At 71.1% G+C, this 15396-nt stretch carries 11 protein-coding genes; 4 read left to right on the top strand and 7 right to left on the bottom strand.

Going from position 1 to position 15396, the window contains the following annotated elements:
* Positions 1-7: 7 nt before the first annotated feature.
* Complete coding sequence (locus tag N5875_RS12025; protein ID WP_318207825.1) at positions 8-967, bottom strand: NAD-dependent epimerase/dehydratase family protein; 960 nt, start codon at positions 965-967, stop codon at positions 8-10.
* A gap of 77 nt (positions 968-1044) precedes the next feature.
* Between N5875_RS12025 and N5875_RS12020 the strand changes: the two genes are divergently transcribed.
* From N5875_RS12020 to N5875_RS12005, 4 genes are all read left to right on the top strand, one after another.
* Complete coding sequence (locus tag N5875_RS12020; RefSeq protein ID WP_318207824.1) at positions 1045-1563, top strand: Lrp/AsnC family transcriptional regulator; 519 nt, start codon at positions 1045-1047, stop codon at positions 1561-1563.
* Between the two features lie 47 nt (positions 1564-1610).
* A complete protein-coding gene (locus tag N5875_RS12015; protein ID WP_318207823.1) occupies positions 1611-2015 on the top strand; it encodes a MerR family transcriptional regulator in 405 nt (134 codons plus the stop codon).
* Between the two features lie 5 nt (positions 2016-2020).
* A complete protein-coding gene (locus N5875_RS12010; protein WP_318207822.1) occupies positions 2021-2359 on the top strand; it encodes a thioredoxin domain-containing protein in 339 nt (112 codons plus the stop codon).
* Positions 2360-2531: 172 nt separating this feature from the next.
* Positions 2532-4781: a UvrD-helicase domain-containing protein gene (locus tag N5875_RS12005; protein ID WP_318207821.1), complete on the top strand. Its 2250-nt coding sequence runs from the start codon at positions 2532-2534 to the stop codon at positions 4779-4781.
* Here N5875_RS12005 and N5875_RS12000 read toward each other — a convergent pair.
* The 6 genes from N5875_RS12000 to N5875_RS11975 form a co-directional block, all read right to left on the bottom strand.
* A complete protein-coding gene (locus N5875_RS12000) occupies positions 4756-5664 on the bottom strand; it encodes a ScbA/BarX family gamma-butyrolactone biosynthesis protein (protein ID WP_318207820.1) in 909 nt (302 codons plus the stop codon). The two genes, N5875_RS12005 and N5875_RS12000, sit on opposite strands and share 26 nt — an antisense overlap.
* Positions 5665-5785: 121 nt before the next feature.
* The gene (glgB, locus tag N5875_RS11995; protein ID WP_318207819.1) at positions 5786-8083 is read right to left on the bottom strand and encodes a 1,4-alpha-glucan branching enzyme; all 2298 of its coding nucleotides are present in this window, start codon (positions 8081-8083) and stop codon (positions 5786-5788) included.
* A gap of 704 nt (positions 8084-8787) precedes the next feature.
* Positions 8788-10137, bottom strand: a complete 1350-nt coding sequence (locus N5875_RS11990) for a maltokinase (RefSeq protein WP_338493526.1) — start codon at positions 10135-10137, stop codon at positions 8788-8790.
* 246 nt (positions 10138-10383) lie between these two features.
* Positions 10384-12078 carry a maltose alpha-D-glucosyltransferase gene (treS, locus tag N5875_RS11985; RefSeq protein WP_318207817.1) on the bottom strand — a complete coding sequence of 565 codons (1695 nt, stop codon included), beginning with the start codon at positions 12076-12078 and terminating at the stop codon, positions 10384-10386.
* The gene (locus N5875_RS11980; protein WP_318207816.1) at positions 12075-14060 is read right to left on the bottom strand and encodes an alpha-1,4-glucan--maltose-1-phosphate maltosyltransferase; all 1986 of its coding nucleotides are present in this window, start codon (positions 14058-14060) and stop codon (positions 12075-12077) included. Before N5875_RS11980 ends, treS begins: the two co-directional genes overlap by 4 nt.
* Before the next feature lie 321 nt (positions 14061-14381).
* Positions 14382-15308, bottom strand: a complete 927-nt coding sequence (locus tag N5875_RS11975; RefSeq protein ID WP_318207815.1) for an NmrA family NAD(P)-binding protein — start codon at positions 15306-15308, stop codon at positions 14382-14384.
* Between the last annotated feature and the right edge of the window lie 88 nt (positions 15309-15396).

Genomic DNA, 15396 nt, shown 5'->3' with positions numbered 1-15396 from the left:
AAGCGCGTCACGTCGTCACCTCGTCGATCGTCTCCGCCACGGCGTCCGTGAGCCAGGTGGAGGAATGGGAGAAGGAATAACCGAGGCCGACCGCACGGGAGTTGTCCATTCCGTACGAGCGGGTGAACGAGAACGGCGAGATCTCGCCGACCTCCACCTCCCGGAAGACGGTCCGGCCGCCGACCCGCCTCTCGATCTCGGCGCAGATCTCGGCCGTGGTCAACGGCCCGTGGGAATGGGCGTTCACCGGGCCGGTGAAGTCCGTTCCGACCGCCGCCCAGGCGAGGAACGCGGCGATCTCCTCGACGTACACATAGGTCGCCGGGCGGTTCACGACGGGTACGGCGATCGGCTCGCCCGCCCGGATGCGCCGCGCGTAGTGGTCGAGCCGGCCGGTGAAGTCGTCGGCGCCGCCCAGTACATGGGCCACCCGCACCGACGCCCACGCGAACGGCGCGGCGGCGCCGTCGGCGGCCGCACCCACCTCGCCGCCCTCGTCCGTACCCGCACCCGCGCCCGCGAAGACCGCCTCGGCCTGTCGCTTCCCCTCCCCGTAGTGCGCCTCGCGGAACTCCGGGTCCTCCCAGGCCGCACCGGTGTCGACGGTGACCGCGCCCAGGTCGAGGGCGTCCTCGGCGACGGGTGCGGCCGAGTCCTCGTACTCGTACACCTCCACCGTCGACGTCATCACATAGCGCCGGGTGCGCCCCGCGAAGACGCGGCGGGCGATCTCCGCCTGGCGCGGGGTGTAGCAGACCTGGTCCACGACGACATCGAAGGAACGGCCCGCGAGAACGGATTCCAGGGCCGCCTCGTCGTCGCGGTCGGCGACAAGACGCCCGATGCCCTCGGGTGCGTCGGAGGAACCCCGATTGAGGATCGTGACGCGATGCCCGGATTCCTTGAGCAGCGCGATGAGCCGCTTTCCGAAATAGCGATTCCCGCCGATGACCAGAACGTCCTTCATTCCCATCCCACCGTCCCAACTCCCTTGTGTCACCGGACAAGTGTTACGTTGATTGTTCGCCGCATGAAGGGGGAAACATGGGAGTCCAGGAAGTCGTACCGAAGGAACCACGGCATTCGCGCTCGGCCACCGAAGAAACCTCGGCGGCCGCTTTCGACGTCGTCGACCGGCAGATCATGGACCTCCTCCAGAGCGACGGCCGCATCAAGCTCAGCGAGCTCGGCCGCCGCGTCCGGCTCAGCCCCGCGGCCGTCACCGAGCGGGTCCGCCGCCTGGAGGCGAGCGGCGCGATCACCGGCTACGGCGCCCATGTCTCCCCGGCCCGCCTCGGCTACGGCATCCAGGCCTTCATCCGGGTGAACCCGCACGGCGGCTACAACCTGAAGCACCCGCGGACCCTGGAGCTGATCGCGCGCCCCGAGATCCTGGAGGTCCACCACGTGGTCGGCGAGGACTGCTGGATCCTCAAGGTCGCCGTCACCGACACCGTCCATCTCGAAGACGTCCTGGAGCAGACCTCGGCGCTCGGCCGGACCACGACGTCGATCGTGCTCTCGTCGCCTGTGGAGCGGAAACCGCTGCTGCCCCGCACCTGACCGCTTCTCTTGCCTTGACGTCGGCGTCAAGGCTTACGGTCGGGGGCATGCGCATCGGAGAGCTGGCCGAGCGGGCGGGAACCACCACGCGGACTCTGCGGTACTACGAGTCCCGTGACCTCCTCACCGCACGGCGTACGGAGCAGGGGCACCGCACCTACGACGAGGGCGACCTGCGCCTCCTCCAGCAGATCAGGACCCTGCAGGACTTCGGGTTCGAGCTGGAGGAGACGCGACCGTTCGTCGACTGCCTGCGGGAGGGGCACCCGACGGGTGACGCCTGCCCCGCGTCGATCGCCGTCTACCGGCGGAAGCTCGCCGAGCTGGACGGCCTGATCGACCAGCTCCAGACGGTACGTGCCCAGGTGGGCGCCCAGCTGCTGCGGGCCGAGGCGGAGCTGCCGCACGGCCCGGAACCCCGGTGCGAACTCGGAGCGGAAATGGAGGGGTGAAGGATATGACGACCCAGACGGAGGGCGTGGCCCAGGTCACCGACGCGGACTTCGGTTCGGAGGTGCTGGCCGCCGAGCTGCCGGTGCTGGTGAAGTTCACCGCGGAGTGGTGCGGGCCCTGCCGGCAGCTGACTCCCGTGCTCGCCGCCATCGCCACGGAGGAGGCGGAACGGCTCCGGATCGTCGAGATCGACGTCGACCGGAACCCGGAGACCACGGTGGCGTACGGGGTGCTCGCGACCCCGACCCTCATGGTCTTCAGGGCGGGCGAGCCCGTGAAGTCGATCGTCGGTGCCCGCCCGAAGCGCCGCCTCCTGCAGGAGCTGGAGGACGTCCTCGCCTAGTACTCCAGCGGGACCGGGCGGGCCCGCGACACTCCGGCAGGGCATACAGAAATACCCCGACTACAATTGACAGTCGGGGTATTTCATCGCGTATATTAATGGATTCTGCGCCCGGAAACATCACAGGCGCAGGGAAGTTCAATAAACGCACTGTATCGCGCCGGGAGTCGAATTGTCAACCGAGGAATTTCGGAACGAGCAGCAATTCATCACCGATCTCTACACACGACTCGACGATCTGAGGGACCAGGCCGAGGCCGCCGTCGAGCGCGCCCTGCGTACCCCCGGGGTCGGCGGCAACCAGGGCCGGCTCGAACGCGACGTCATGGTCGCCGAGCAGTCCGGGCTGCTCGCCGCGTTCAACGCGGGGGAGAGCGGGCTCTGTTTCGGCCGGCTCGTCTTCAAGGACGGGCGCGACCACCACATCGGCCGGCTCGGCATCCGCGAGGACGACCCGAACCGCACCCCGCTGGTCGTCGACTGGCGCGCCGAGGTCGCCCGGCCCTTCTACCTCGCCACCGGGTACGAGCCGATGGGGCTCTCCCGCCGCCGGCACATCAGCACCCTCGGCCGGACGGTCACGGCGCTCCACGACGAGGTCCTCGACCTCGGCGACGCGACCCGCACCGGGCACGAGAGCCGCGACGCCGACGAGGTGCTGCTCGCCGCGCTCGACGCCGCCCGCACCGGCCGGATGCACGACATCGTGCAGACCATCCAGGCCGAGCAGGACGCCATCATCCGCTCCCCGCACCGCGGGGTCCTGGTCGTCGAGGGCGGCCCCGGCACCGGCAAGACAGCGGTCGCCCTGCACCGGGCCGCCTACCTCCTCTACGCCCACCGCGAGCAGCTCGCCAAGCGGGCCGTCCTCATCGTCGGCCCCAACCCGGCCTTCCTCGGCTACATCGGCAACGTCCTGCCCTCGCTCGGCGAGACCGGCGTCCTCCTCGCCACCCCCGCCGAGCTGTTCCCCGGCGTCCGCGCCACCGGCACCGACACCCCCCGCGCCGCCGCCGTCAAGGGCTCCGCGGCCATGGCCGGTGCGCTCGCCGCCGCCGTACGGGACCGCCAGCAGGTCCCCGAGCGCGGCGAGCCGCTGATCGTCCCGCACGAGGACGGCGACCTGGTCATCGACTGGGACATGGCCCTGGAGGCCCGCCACAAGGCCCGCGAGACGGCCCTCCCGCACAACCTGGCCCGCCCCTACTTCGTCTTCCGGATCCTCGACGCGCTCGCCGAACAGCTCGCCGACCGGATCGGCGCCGACCCCTACGGCGGCCCCAACTTCCTCGGCCCCGACGACATCGCGCTGCTCGCCAAGGGCATCGCGGGCAACCCCGACGTGTACGCCGCGATCGACACCCTCTGGCCCGCGCTCACCCCGCAGGACTTCCTCACCGACTACCTGGCCGAGCCGACCCACCTCGCCGACGAGGACGACATCACGGCGATCCGGCGCTCCGCACCCGGCCCCTGGACCCCCGCCGACGTGCCGCTGCTCGACGAGGCCGCCGAACTCCTCGGCGAGGACGACTCGGCCGCCCGCGCCGCCGAGGAGGCCGAACGGCAGAAGCAGATCCAGTACGCGCAGGGCGTCCTCGACGTCTCCTACGCCTCACGGACCTACGAGTTCGAGGACAAGGAGGAGCAGGACAAGGACGCCTCCGAGGTCCTCTCGGCCCACGACATCATCGACGCCGAGCGCTTCGCGGAGCGCCACGAGGAGGCCGACCACCGGACGGCCGCCGAACGCGCCGCCGCCGACCGCACCTGGGCCTTCGGGCACATCATCGTCGACGAGGCGCAGGAGCTCTCCGCGATGGCCTGGCGGCTCCTCATGCGCCGCAGCCCCAACCGCTCGATGACCCTGGTCGGCGACCCCGCCCAGACCGGTGACCCGGCCGGCGTCGGCGCCTGGGAGCGGATCCTCACCCCGTACGTGGAGGACCGCTGGGAGCTGGTGCGCCTCGGCGTCAACTACCGCACGCCCGCCGAGATCATGGCCGTCGCCGCCGAGGTGCGGCGGGCCGACGACCCGGGGTTCGAGCCGCCGAGCTCGGTACGGTCCACCGGGGTGGAACCCTGGGACCGGACGGTGGACGACCCGGTGAAGGAGGCCGCCGACGCGGTGGCGACCGAGCTGCGCGAGGAGGGCCGGATCGCCGTGATCGCCCCGCCGGAGCTGCACGCCGGGCTGATCGCCGCGCTGCCGGAGGCCGCGTACGGTCCGGCTCCCGACCTCACCCGGCCGGTCGTGCTGCTGGACCCCCGGCAGGCGAAGGGCCTGGAGTTCGACACCGTGCTGGTCGTCGACCCGGAGGGCATCGTGGCCGGGGCCGTGCACGGGACGAACGACCTGTACGTGGCGCTGACCCGGGCGACCCAGCGGCTCGGGATCATCCGGTCCGCAGCTCGCAGGTGAAGAGCCGCGCGCCGTCCTGGTACCCGGTGACCTCGTACGCCCCCGGTGCATCCGCCGTCCCCGCCGGGCTCGTGCGCTCCGTCCGAAGCAGGCAGGGGCCGCCGTGGAACTCCGCGTACCGGTCGAAGGTGATCCGCAGCGCGGTCGGCAGGCAGGGGCGGGGCCACACGGCGGCGGAGACGGCCTGCCGGCCGGCCTCCAGGAAGAGCATCCCCGGGATGTGATCGTTGGGCCGCTGGAAGAGGGTGGGGTGACCGGTGTCGACGACCAGTTCCCACACCCCCTCCCGGCCGGTGGGGGCGAGGAGGACGTCCTCGGGCCTCGCCCGCCCGACGAGCGGCGCCGGGGCCCGGTGGGTCCACGGTCCGGGGTGGACGACCCCGGCCTCGACGCGTCCGCCGCGCAGTCTGCGGTACGCCGCGTCACCGGCGAACCGGGCGTGGGCGCCGCCCGTCGCCACCACGCCCGCGTCACGCCGTACGGTCCACTCCACCAGCATCTCGGTCAACTGATCGCCGCGCAGCGCGAGTTCGGTGAACCGGATCTCGATGTCCGGCTCGTCGCCCGCGACGGCGAGACCCGCCGGGTCGCAGGTCAGGGAGATCTCGCTCAGCAGGATGTGCCGGGTGAGCGGAAGGCCGTGGACCGAGTGCAGGAGGGCCATCGTGGCCTGCCGTAACGTCTCGACGACCAGGAGCGGGTCGTGACACCGCTCTCCACCCCGGCGGACCGGGGTGAAGAACGGGTGGTCGGTGGGCCAGGTGGCCCGGACCGCGAAGCGGTCCCTCCCGTCGAGCGGGCGCCACTCGACGGGGAAGGTGTCCTCGCCGCGCACCCGGTGACAGAGCTGCGGCGACAGAAGCCGCTCGACGGTGTCCTGCATCGTGTCCCCGCCCATCTGGACCTGTCGGCCTGATCCGGAGAGCGAAGATAGCCGAACAGCGAGCGAGATGTCCGAACGTGTGAACCATCAACGGATCGAGCGTTCATTATCGGACAGACGGTCAGGCAGGCCGCAGCCAGACCGTCGCGAGCGGGGGCAGCGTCATCCGGATGCTGGCCGAACGCCCGTGGTGCGGAACCGACTCCGTCTTGACCGGATCCCGCCCCACCACGTCCCCGCCGCCGTACCGGCCGGCGTCCGTGTTGAGGACCTCCGCCCAGGCCACCACCTCGTCCGGCACACCGAGCCGGTAGTCGTGCCGTACGACCGGCGAGAAGTTCGAGACCGCGAGCAGCGGCGAGCCGAACGCGTCGAAGCGCAGGAACGCGAAGACGTTGTCCTCGGCCGCGTCACCGACCACCCACTGGAAGCCCTCCGGTGCGGTGTCCCGCTCCCACAGCGAAGGCGTCGCCTGATACACCGTGTTCAGGTCCCGGACGAGATCCCGCACACCCCGGTGGTCCGGCTCCGCCCCGTACGCCGGGTCGAGCAGCCACCAGTCCGGCCCGTGGTCCGCCGACCACTCCCCTCCCTGCGCGAACTCCTGCCCCATGTAGAGCAGTTGCTTGCCCGGGTGGGCCCACATGAAGCCCAGATAGGCGCGGTGGTTGGCGCGCTGCTGCCACCAGTCGCCCGGCATCTTCGACACCAGCGACCGCTTGCCGTGCACCACCTCGTCGTGGGAGATCGGCAGGATGTAGTTCTCGCTGTACGCGTACACCATCGAGAACGTCATCTCGTGGTGGTGGTACTTCCGGTGCACGGGATCCTTCTGCACGTACTCCAGCGAGTCGTGCATCCAGCCCATGTTCCACTTCATGCCGAAGCCCAGACCGCCGAAGCCGCCCGGCCCCACCTGGTCCGTCGCCCGTGTCACGCCGTCCCAGGCCGTGGACTCCTCCGCGAAGGTCACGATCCCCGGGCAGCGCCGGTACACCGTCGCGTTCATCTCCTGGAGGAAGGCCACCGCGTCCAGGTTCTCCCGGCCGCCGTGCTCGTTCGGCAGCCACTCGCCGTGCTCCCGCGAGTAGTCCAGGTAGAGCATCGACGCCACCGCGTCCACCCTCAGCCCGTCGATGTGGAACTCCTGGCACCAGTACACGGCGTTCGCCACCAGGAAGTTCCGCACCTCCTTGCGGCCGTAGTCGAACTCCAGGGTGCCCCAGTCGGGATGGTGCGAACGGCGCGGGTCCTCGTGCTCGTACAGCGGCCGCCCGTCGAACTCGGCCAGCGCCCAGTCGTCCTTCGGGAAGTGCGCCGGCACCCAGTCCATCAGGACCCCGATGCCCGCCCGGTGCAGCGCGTCCACGAGGAACCTGAAGTCGTCGGGGGTGCCCATACGGGCCGTCGGCGCGTAGAAGCCCGTGACCTGGTAGCCCCAGGAGCCGCCGAAGGGATGCTCGGTGACCGGCATCAGCTCCACGTGCGTGAAGCCGAGATCACGGACGTACGAGGGCAGCTGCTCCGCCAGCTGGCGATAGGTCAACCCGGGTCGCCACGACGGCAGATGCACCTCGTAGACGGAGATCGGCGCCTCGTGCGGCGGACGTGTCCCGCGCGCGGCCATCCACTCGGCGTCGTCCCAGGTGTAGTGCGAGGCGGTGACGATCGACGCGGTGTTCGGCGGGCACTCGGTGCGGCGGGCCATCGGGTCCGCGCGGACGGTGTGCGTACCGTCGGGCCGCGTGATGTCGTACTTGTAGACCGCTCCCTCGCCGATCCCCGGCACGAACAGCTCCCACACACCCGTCGAACCGAGCGAGCGCATCGGCAGGCCCGTGCCGTCCCAGTGCGTGAAGTCACCGGTGACGCGGACGCCACGGGCGTTCGGCGCCCAGACCGCGAAGCGGGTGCCGGCGACTCCGTCGTGGGTCATGGGGTGGGAGCCGAGGGCCGTCCACAGCTCCTCATGCCGGCCCTCGCCGATCAGATGCAGATCGAGGTCGCCGAGGGAGGGCAGGAAGCGGTACGGGTCGTGGACGGCGAGCTCGTCGGGGCCGTCGTCGTACCGGACGCGCAGCTCGTACGCGGGCACCTTGCGGAGCAGGGGCAGGAGCCCGGAGAAGAGCCCGTCGCCGTCGCTCCGGAGCGGGATCCGCTTGCCCTTCGTCAGGACCGTGACCTCCTTCGCCCATGGGCGCAGCACCCGGACCACCACGCCGCCGCGCACCGGATGCGCGCCGAGCACGCCGTGCGGGTCGTGGTGCTCCCCGGCGAGCAGCCGCGCCCGGTCACCGGGATCGAGCGGCGGGGCCTGCCGGGGGGTGGGGGGCTTGGCGGCGGTCTTGCCGGCTGCCGTTCCGGCCTTGGTGGTCTTGGTACTGCTGCGGGCCGACTTGCCTGCGGGGCGGGCGGTCACCGGGATGCCTCCTGGGGGTACGGGGGGTATGACTGCGCAACGGTGCGGTACGGGGACGGGACACTCGGCCGAACGGGCGGTGCGTCCACCTCGTTGTGGGCATTCGTTCCGCTGGGGCGGCGCCCACCTCGTTGTGGGCATCTGTTCCTCCCCCAAGGACTTCGTCCAGGGGGGACCCCCAGGGGCGGAACGGGTGGGCACAACGGACGGCGCCCCTTGCCGGGCCTAGGCTCCCTGCGCCCTGACCCGCACCCGATGCACGCGGCACGGTTGGTGCGGGTCCAGGCACAAGGGGCGGAGGCGCCGCCAAGCGCGCCGTCCCGTGTGCCCACCCGTCCCGCCCTGCGGGACGATTGCCCACACGGCGGGTGGCGAGGGCGCGGGCGCGGCCCCACACGGGGGTGGCGAGGGCGCGGGCGCAGCCCACACGGAGGTCGCGAGGGTGCGGGCGCGGCCCGGGGGTGGGCGTGGTGGGGGCGCCGGCCCCGCATGGGGGCAGGCGCGTTCGTGTGGCGCATGCGGCAGGGGGCGGCGGCCCGGCGCGCGCCCCGGCCGGGCAGGCGGCGGGTCGCGCGCGGGATGCCCCGCCACGGCGGCCGACCGGGTGAGCACCGCCGTGGCGCCACCCGCGGCAGCGGCCCGGCGGGGTTCGCGCCCCGGACACCGCCACGGTGGGGCCCGGGGGGTCGGCGGTGGCGGCGGGGTCACTGGGGGGCCGACAGGCGTTTGATGGCTGACATGGGGACCGGGAGCCAGTCCGGCCGGTGCCGGGCCTCGTACACGACCTCGTACACCGCCTTGTCCGTCTCGTAGGCGCGGAGCAGCGCGGGATCCGTCCGCGGGTCCTCGCCCGCCGCCTCCGCGTAGCCCGTGCAGTACGCCGCCCGGCTCCGCGCCGCCCAGTCCGCGTTCCACGGCCGGTGCGTGCGGGCCGCGTAGTCGAAGGAGCGGAGCATGCCGGCGACGTCGCGGACCGGGTGCTGTGGGCTGCGCCGTTCGTCGAGCGACTTCGCCGGCTCGCCCTCGAAGTCGATGACGGCCCAGCCGCCGTCGGAGCCCCGCAGCGTCTGCCCGAGGTGCAGGTCGCCGTGGATGCGCTGGACCACCCCGTCGCCGGTCGTGCCGCTCGCCGCCGCGAAGACGGCGCGCAGGCCGGGGACGAACGGCAGCAGTGCCGGTACGGCCTGCGCCGCCGCGTGCAGCCGGCGGTCCATCGCGGCCGCCAGCTGCTCGGTCTCGGCGCGGCCGAGCCGACGGGTGGGCAGCGCCTCCGCGAGGGCCAGGTGGACCTCGGCCGTGGCGCGGCCGAGCGCCCGCGCCTCCGCGGTGAAGTCCCGTCCGTCGGCCAGGGCGTCGAGCGCGAGCCGCCATCCGTCGCGGGAGTCCCGGAGGTACGGCTGGAGGACGCCCAGGGTCGCCGCCCCGCTCTCGAACCAGGCGACCGGCGCCGGAACCCGGGAGCAGCCCGCTCCCGCGAGCGCGAGCGGCAGTTCCAGGTCCGGGTTGGCCCCCGGGCTGACCCGGCGGAAGATCTTGAGGATGAACGAATCTCCGTAGACAAGCGACGAGTTGGACTGCTCGGCGTCCAGCATGCGGGGGGCCAGGGCGGGCGGGAGCGCCGTCGTGGCGTGGAAGCGCAGGGGGCCGGTCCGGCCCGGGGTGCGCAGCCGGTCGTAGAGGAGTCCCGCGAGCCGCGGGTCGCGCAGCCCTTCGTAGACCGCGCGTCCGGCGAGCGGGCCCTGCCGGATCCGTCCGATCAGGGCGGGGGCGAGGCGGGGCGGGAGCTGGGTCCGTACGCCCAGGAGCAGTTGGTAGCAGTCGGCGGGTGTTCCGGCCGGGCGGCCCGGCTGTTCGACCCGTACGAGCAGATGCAGAAGACCGGGTCCCGTGCCGTCCAGGGGCAGCAGCTCGGTGGCCGCGTCCAGCGTGAATCCGGTGACCCGGCGGCCCTTGCCCGCGAACCAGCGCTGCCGTGGCAGCCATTCGTGGAGCAGGGGTGCGAGGGACGGAAGGAGGGCGTCCGGGGCCCGGGTGGTGGATGCGGTCTCCGGCATGGCATCGCGTCCTTTCCCCGGGGCGCGCAGATAACTGTCGTATGCGTTCAAATGCGCAGAGTGTCCCGGATGGCGGCTGGGGCTGTCCGGATGTGCGGGACGTGTCGGAGGGGGAAGATCCGTATGGGCCCGACAAGAAGGCCCGTATGGACCTGAATCGTGCTGCGGAACGTGTGTGGGTCACAGTGCCCAGAGTGGGACGGGAGGAAACCGTCCCACCCAGGACGAATCCGAACTGACCGGCGGTCAGCCCTTCTTGAGACGGAACCAGTAGAAGCCGTGTCCCGCAAGGGTCAGGAGGTAGGGGAGCTGGCCGATGGCCGGGAACGTCACCCCGCCGATCAGTTCGACGGGCTGGGTGCCGTCGAAGCGCCGCAGGTCGAGTTCGGTCGGCTGCGCGAACCGCGAGAAGTTGTTCACACAGAGGACCAGATCGTCACCGTCTTCCCTGAGGAAGGCGAGCACCGCCGGGTTGGACGCCGGGAGTTCGGTGTACGTCCCCGTCCCGAACGCCCGGTTCTGCTTACGGATCTCGATCATCCGCTTCGTCCAGTGCAGCAGTGACGACGGAGAGGCCATCCCCGCCTCGACATTGGTCACCTGGTAGCCGTGGACCGGGTCCATGATGGTCGGCAGATAGAGCCGTCCCGGGTCGCAGGAGGAGAAGCCGGCGTTCCGGTCGGGGGTCCACTGCATCGGGGTCCGCACCCCGTCCCGGTCACCCAGCCAGATGTTGTCGCCCATGCCGATCTCGTCGCCGTAGTACAGCACCGGCGAACCCGGCAGCGAGAAGAGCAGCGCGGTGAACAGCTCCATCTGGTTGCGGTCGTTGTCGAGGAGCGGGGCGAGACGGCGCCGGATGCCGATGTTGGCCCGCATCCGCGGATCCTTGGCGTACTCGGCGTACATGTAGTCGCGCTCTTCGTCCGTGACCATTTCGAGGGTGAGCTCGTCGTGGTTGCGGAGGAAGATGCCCCACTGGCAGCCGGAGGGGATCTCCGGGGTCTTCGCCAGGATTTCCGAGACCGGGTAGCGCGACTCGCGCCGTACGGCCATGAAGATCCGCGGCATGACCGGGAAGTGGAACGCCATGTGGCACTCGTCGCCGCCGGAGCGGAAGTCGCCGAAGTAGTCGACGACGTCCTCCGGCCACTGGTTGGCCTCGGCGAGCAGCACCGTGTCCGGGTAGTGGTCGTCGATCTCCTTGCGGACCCGCTTGAGGAAGGCGTGGGTCGCCGGGAGGTTCTCGCAGTTGGTGCCCTCCTGCTGGTACAGGTACGGCACCGCGTCGAGCCGGAAGCCGTCGATCCCCAGGTCCAGCCAGAACTTCAGCGCGGACAGGATCTCCTCCTGCACCGCCGGGTTCTCGTAGTTGAGGTCGGGCTGGTGCGAGAAGAACCGGTGCCAGTAGTACTGCTTGCGGACCGGGTCGAAGGTCCAGTTCGAGGACTCGGTGTCGACGAAGATGATCCGGGCGTCCGCGAACTGCTTGTCGTCGTCGGCCCAGACGTAGTAGTCGCCGTACGGCCCCTGTGGATCGCGACGCGACTCCTGGAACCAGTCGTGCTGGTCGCTCGTGTGGTTCATGACGAAGTCGATGACCACGCGCATCCCGCGCTGGTGCGCCGCGTCGACGAACTCCACGAAGTCGGCCAGGTCGCCGAACTCCGGCAGCACCGACGTGTAGTCGGCGACGTCGTAGCCGCCGTCCCTCAGGGGGGACTTGAAGAACGGCGGCAGCCAGAGGCAGTCCACGCCCAGCCACTGGAGATAGTCCAGCTTGGACGTGATGCCCCTCAGGTCGCCGACGCCGTCCCCGTTGCTGTCCTGGAAGGAACGGACGAGGACCTCGTAGAAGACGGCCCGCTTGAACCAGTCGGGATCACGGTCCTTGGCGGGGGTGTCCTCGAAGGTGTCGGGGACGGGCTCGTTGACAGTCATGATGTGGGTGACCCTCCGGTCTGCGGGGACGGTCGCAGGACGAGGACGTGCGCGGGTGTGACACCCGGCTCTAGGCGCACGTAGCTGGTCCTGCCCCAGTGATAGGTCTCGCCGGTGAGCTCGTCGCGCACCGGCACGGTCTCGTGCCAGTCGAGGCCGAGTTCCGGCATGTCCAACGAGAGCGTCGCCTCCTGGGTGTGGTGCGGGTCGAGGTTGACGACCACCAGAACGGTGTTCGAACCCGATCGCTTGCTGTACGCGATCACCTGCGCGTTGTCCGTGTCGTGGAAGGTGATGTTCCGCAGCCGGCGCAGGGCCGGGTGACGGCGCCTGATCCGGTTCAGGGCGGTGATCAGCGGAGTGATGGTCGTCCCCGCCCGCTCCGCCGACTCCCAGTCCCGTGGCCTCAGTTGGTACTTCTCCGAGTCGAGGTACTCCTCGCTGCCGGCCCGTAGCGGCGTGCCCTCGCACAGCTCGTACCCCGCGTACATGCCCCACGAGGGCGACAGCGTCGCCGCGAGCACCGCGCGCGCCTCGAACGCCGGCCGGCCGCCCTCCTGGAGGTAGGCGTGCAGGATGTCCGGGGTGTTCACGAAGAAGTTCGGCCGCATCTGCGCCGCCGTCTCGCCGGACAGCTCCGTCAGGTACTCCGTGAGCTCCTCCTTGGTGTTCCGCCAGGTGAAGTACGTGTACGACTGCTGGAAGCCGATCGCGCCGAGCGTCCGCATCATCGCCGGCCGGGTGAAGGCCTCCGCCAGGAAGATCACGTCCGGGTCGGCGGCGTTGATCTCGCCGATCACCCGCTCCCAGAACACCACCGGCTTGGTGTGCGGGTTGTCGACGCGGAAGATCCGTACCCCGTGGTCCATCCAGTGCCTCAGGATCCGCACGGTCTCCGCGACGATCCCGTCCATGTCCACGTCGAACGCGATCGGATAGATGTCCTGGTACTTCTTCGGCGGGTTCTCGGCGTACGCGATCGAACCGTCCGGACGGTGGTGGAACCACTCCGGGTGCTTCTCCACCCACGGGTGGTCCGGCGAGCACTGGAGCGCGAAGTCCAGGGCGATCTCCAGACGCAGCTCCCGGGCCCGCGCCACGAAGGCGTCGAAGTCCTCGAAGGTCCCCAGGTCCGGGTGGAGCGCGTCGTGGCCGCCCTCCGGCGAGCCGATCGCCCACGGCACGCCGACGTCGTTCGGCGCCGCGGAGAGGGAGTTGTTGGGGCCCTTGCGATGGGTCTCGCCGATCGGGTGCACCGGCGGCAGATAGACCACGTCGAAGCCCATCGCGGCCACCGCCGGGAGCCGCTCGGCGGCCGTGCGGAAGTTCCCCGGGACCGTACGCCCCTTGACCTTCCGTACGCCCTCCGAGCGCGGGAAGAACTCGTACCAGGAGCCGAACAGGGCACGCTCCCGCTCCACCTGGAGCGGCAACGCCGGGGAGGCCGACAGGAGTTCGCGCAGCGGGTGACGGTCGAGGGACTCGACGACCCGGGGGTTCAGGGCCGCCGCGAGCCGGACCGCGGCCGGCCTGGACGCGTCGCGCAGCGCGTCCGCGGCGGCGAGCACGGCCTCCCGGGCGCCGCCCTTCTTCGGTACGCCCTTCGCGGCCCGCTCGTGCAGCTCGGCGCCCTCGGCGAGGACGAGTTCGGAGTCGATCCCGGCCGGGATCTTGATCTTCGCCGTGTGGCGCCAGGTGGCCACCGGGTCGCTCCACGCCTCGACGGTGTACGTCCACAGGCCCTCGGAGTCCGGGGTGACCTCGGCCCCCCAGCGGTCGGTGCCCGGGGCCAGTTCGCGCATCGGGGTCCAGGGGCCGGGGCGGCCCGAGGGGCCGTGCAGCACGACATTGGCGGCGACCGCGTCGTGGCCCTCGCGGAAGACGGTCGCCGTCACCTCGAAGGTCTCTCCGGCCACCGCCTTGGCGGGGCGCCGGCCACAGTCGACCAGCGGGCGTACGTCCAGTACGGGAATGCGTCCCATGAGCGGATTCACAGCATCACCTGACGGGTTACGGGGGTGCGGGTGGTGGTTGTGCGCTCTTTCTAGCTCCGTCGACGGCCGACGGGTTGCGGGCATGGCCGCTCCTGTCCGCGTTCACTCGGATGGGGGGTCCACAGGGATGAACAGGGGTCACGGGGAGAAGGGTTCGGGGGATTACCGGTGAAGCCTTCCCACCGTCCTCGGGTGGGCAATCCCGGCGCTTTGTTAACTACTAGGGCGTAGCCGAAGCGGCAAGCACGGGACCCGGACAAAGAAAAGACCCCGCCGTTGTGGGGCGGGGCCTGTTTCCTCATGTCGCGGTCAGCGCTGTGGGGACGTATCTGAAGACCAGACCTGCCAGGGCTGGCGGGCCACCCATTCCTCCACCGGGGGCGGTTCGAGGGCCAGGACCTCGGTCGACACGCCGTCGTCGTCCGCCATCAGGAGCGGATCGACGCCGCTCGCCATGAAGTGGTAGATCCCGGCCACCCCGGCCGCCGTCTCCGGGCCGAGCAGCTGGGCGAGGCTCCGTTCGAAAGCGGCCGGATCCAGCTCCTCGTACCGCACCGCCCGGCCGAGCCCCCGGCCGAACGCCGCCGCGAGCTCGCCGCCCGTCAGCGAGCGTTCGCCGCCGATGTCGAACGTCCGGCCCTCCAGTTCCTCCCGGGTGAGCGCCGCGAGCGCCGCCTCCGCCAGACCCCGGTGCGACAGCCACGCCGTCCGCGCGGCCGCCGGCAGCGGATAGGCGAGCACCCCGTCGTCGACCAGGGCCGGCCCGTTCCACGGCGAGAACAGGTTGTCCAGGTACACCGGCGGCCGGATCACCACCAGCGGCACCCCGCTGTCCCGCAGCACCCGCTCCGCCAGCCGGCGCGTCTCGAAGGCGGCCACATCCGTCGGACCCAGCGGTATCCGGGTGTTGGCGTTGAAGACCAGCCGCTCCGTGCCCGCCTCCAGGGCCGCCTGCGCGACGTTCCGCGCGTACGCCTCCACCCGCTCGCTCTCGTACACCAGCGGCATCGTCATGAACGCGTGGGTCGCCCCCTCGAAGAGCTGCCGGACGTCGTCCGGCCGCCCCAGGTCACCGGCGAGGAAGAAGGCCCCCGGCAGCGGCGGCCGGTCCGCCGACGGGCGCCGCGTCAGGGTGCGGACCCGGTGGTGCCGTTCGGCGAGCAGACGGGCCACCGCACCCCCCTGGAACCCCGTCGCGCCCACGACCGCCACCCGCATCGGATTCTCACTGGACATGTGTGTCTGAGGCCCTTCGATAGACTTTCCCGGCTGTCGTGTCGGCGTCGTTCCAGGCTCGCCGCCACGGCTTCGGCCGTTCAATTAA

The organism is Streptomyces sp. SJL17-4, assembly GCF_036826855.1.
Taxonomy (GTDB): Bacteria; Actinomycetota; Actinomycetes; order Streptomycetales; family Streptomycetaceae; genus Streptomyces.
Note: the sequence above shows the minus strand (reverse complement) of the source record. Positions and strands in the feature narration are given on the sequence as shown.

Coding starts and splice junctions, on each gene's coding strand:
- N5875_RS12025 (WP_318207825.1), bottom strand. CDS start 967: ATGAAGGACGTTCTGGTCATCGGCGGGAATCGCTATTTCGGAAAGCGG.
- N5875_RS12020 (WP_318207824.1), top strand. CDS start 1,045: ATGGGAGTCCAGGAAGTCGTACCGAAGGAACCACGGCATTCGCGCTCG.
- N5875_RS12015 (WP_318207823.1), top strand. CDS start 1,611: ATGCGCATCGGAGAGCTGGCCGAGCGGGCGGGAACCACCACGCGGACT.
- N5875_RS12010 (WP_318207822.1), top strand. CDS start 2,021: ATGACGACCCAGACGGAGGGCGTGGCCCAGGTCACCGACGCGGACTTC.
- N5875_RS12000 (WP_318207820.1), bottom strand. CDS start 5,664: ATGCAGGACACCGTCGAGCGGCTTCTGTCGCCGCAGCTCTGTCACCGG.
- N5875_RS11990 (WP_338493526.1), bottom strand. CDS start 10,137: ATGCCGGAGACCGCATCCACCACCCGGGCCCCGGACGCCCTCCTTCCG.
- treS (WP_318207817.1), bottom strand. CDS start 12,078: ATGACTGTCAACGAGCCCGTCCCCGACACCTTCGAGGACACCCCCGCC.
- N5875_RS11980 (WP_318207816.1), bottom strand. CDS start 14,060: ATGGGACGCATTCCCGTACTGGACGTACGCCCGCTGGTCGACTGTGGC.
- N5875_RS11975 (WP_318207815.1), bottom strand. CDS start 15,308: ATGTCCAGTGAGAATCCGATGCGGGTGGCGGTCGTGGGCGCGACGGGG.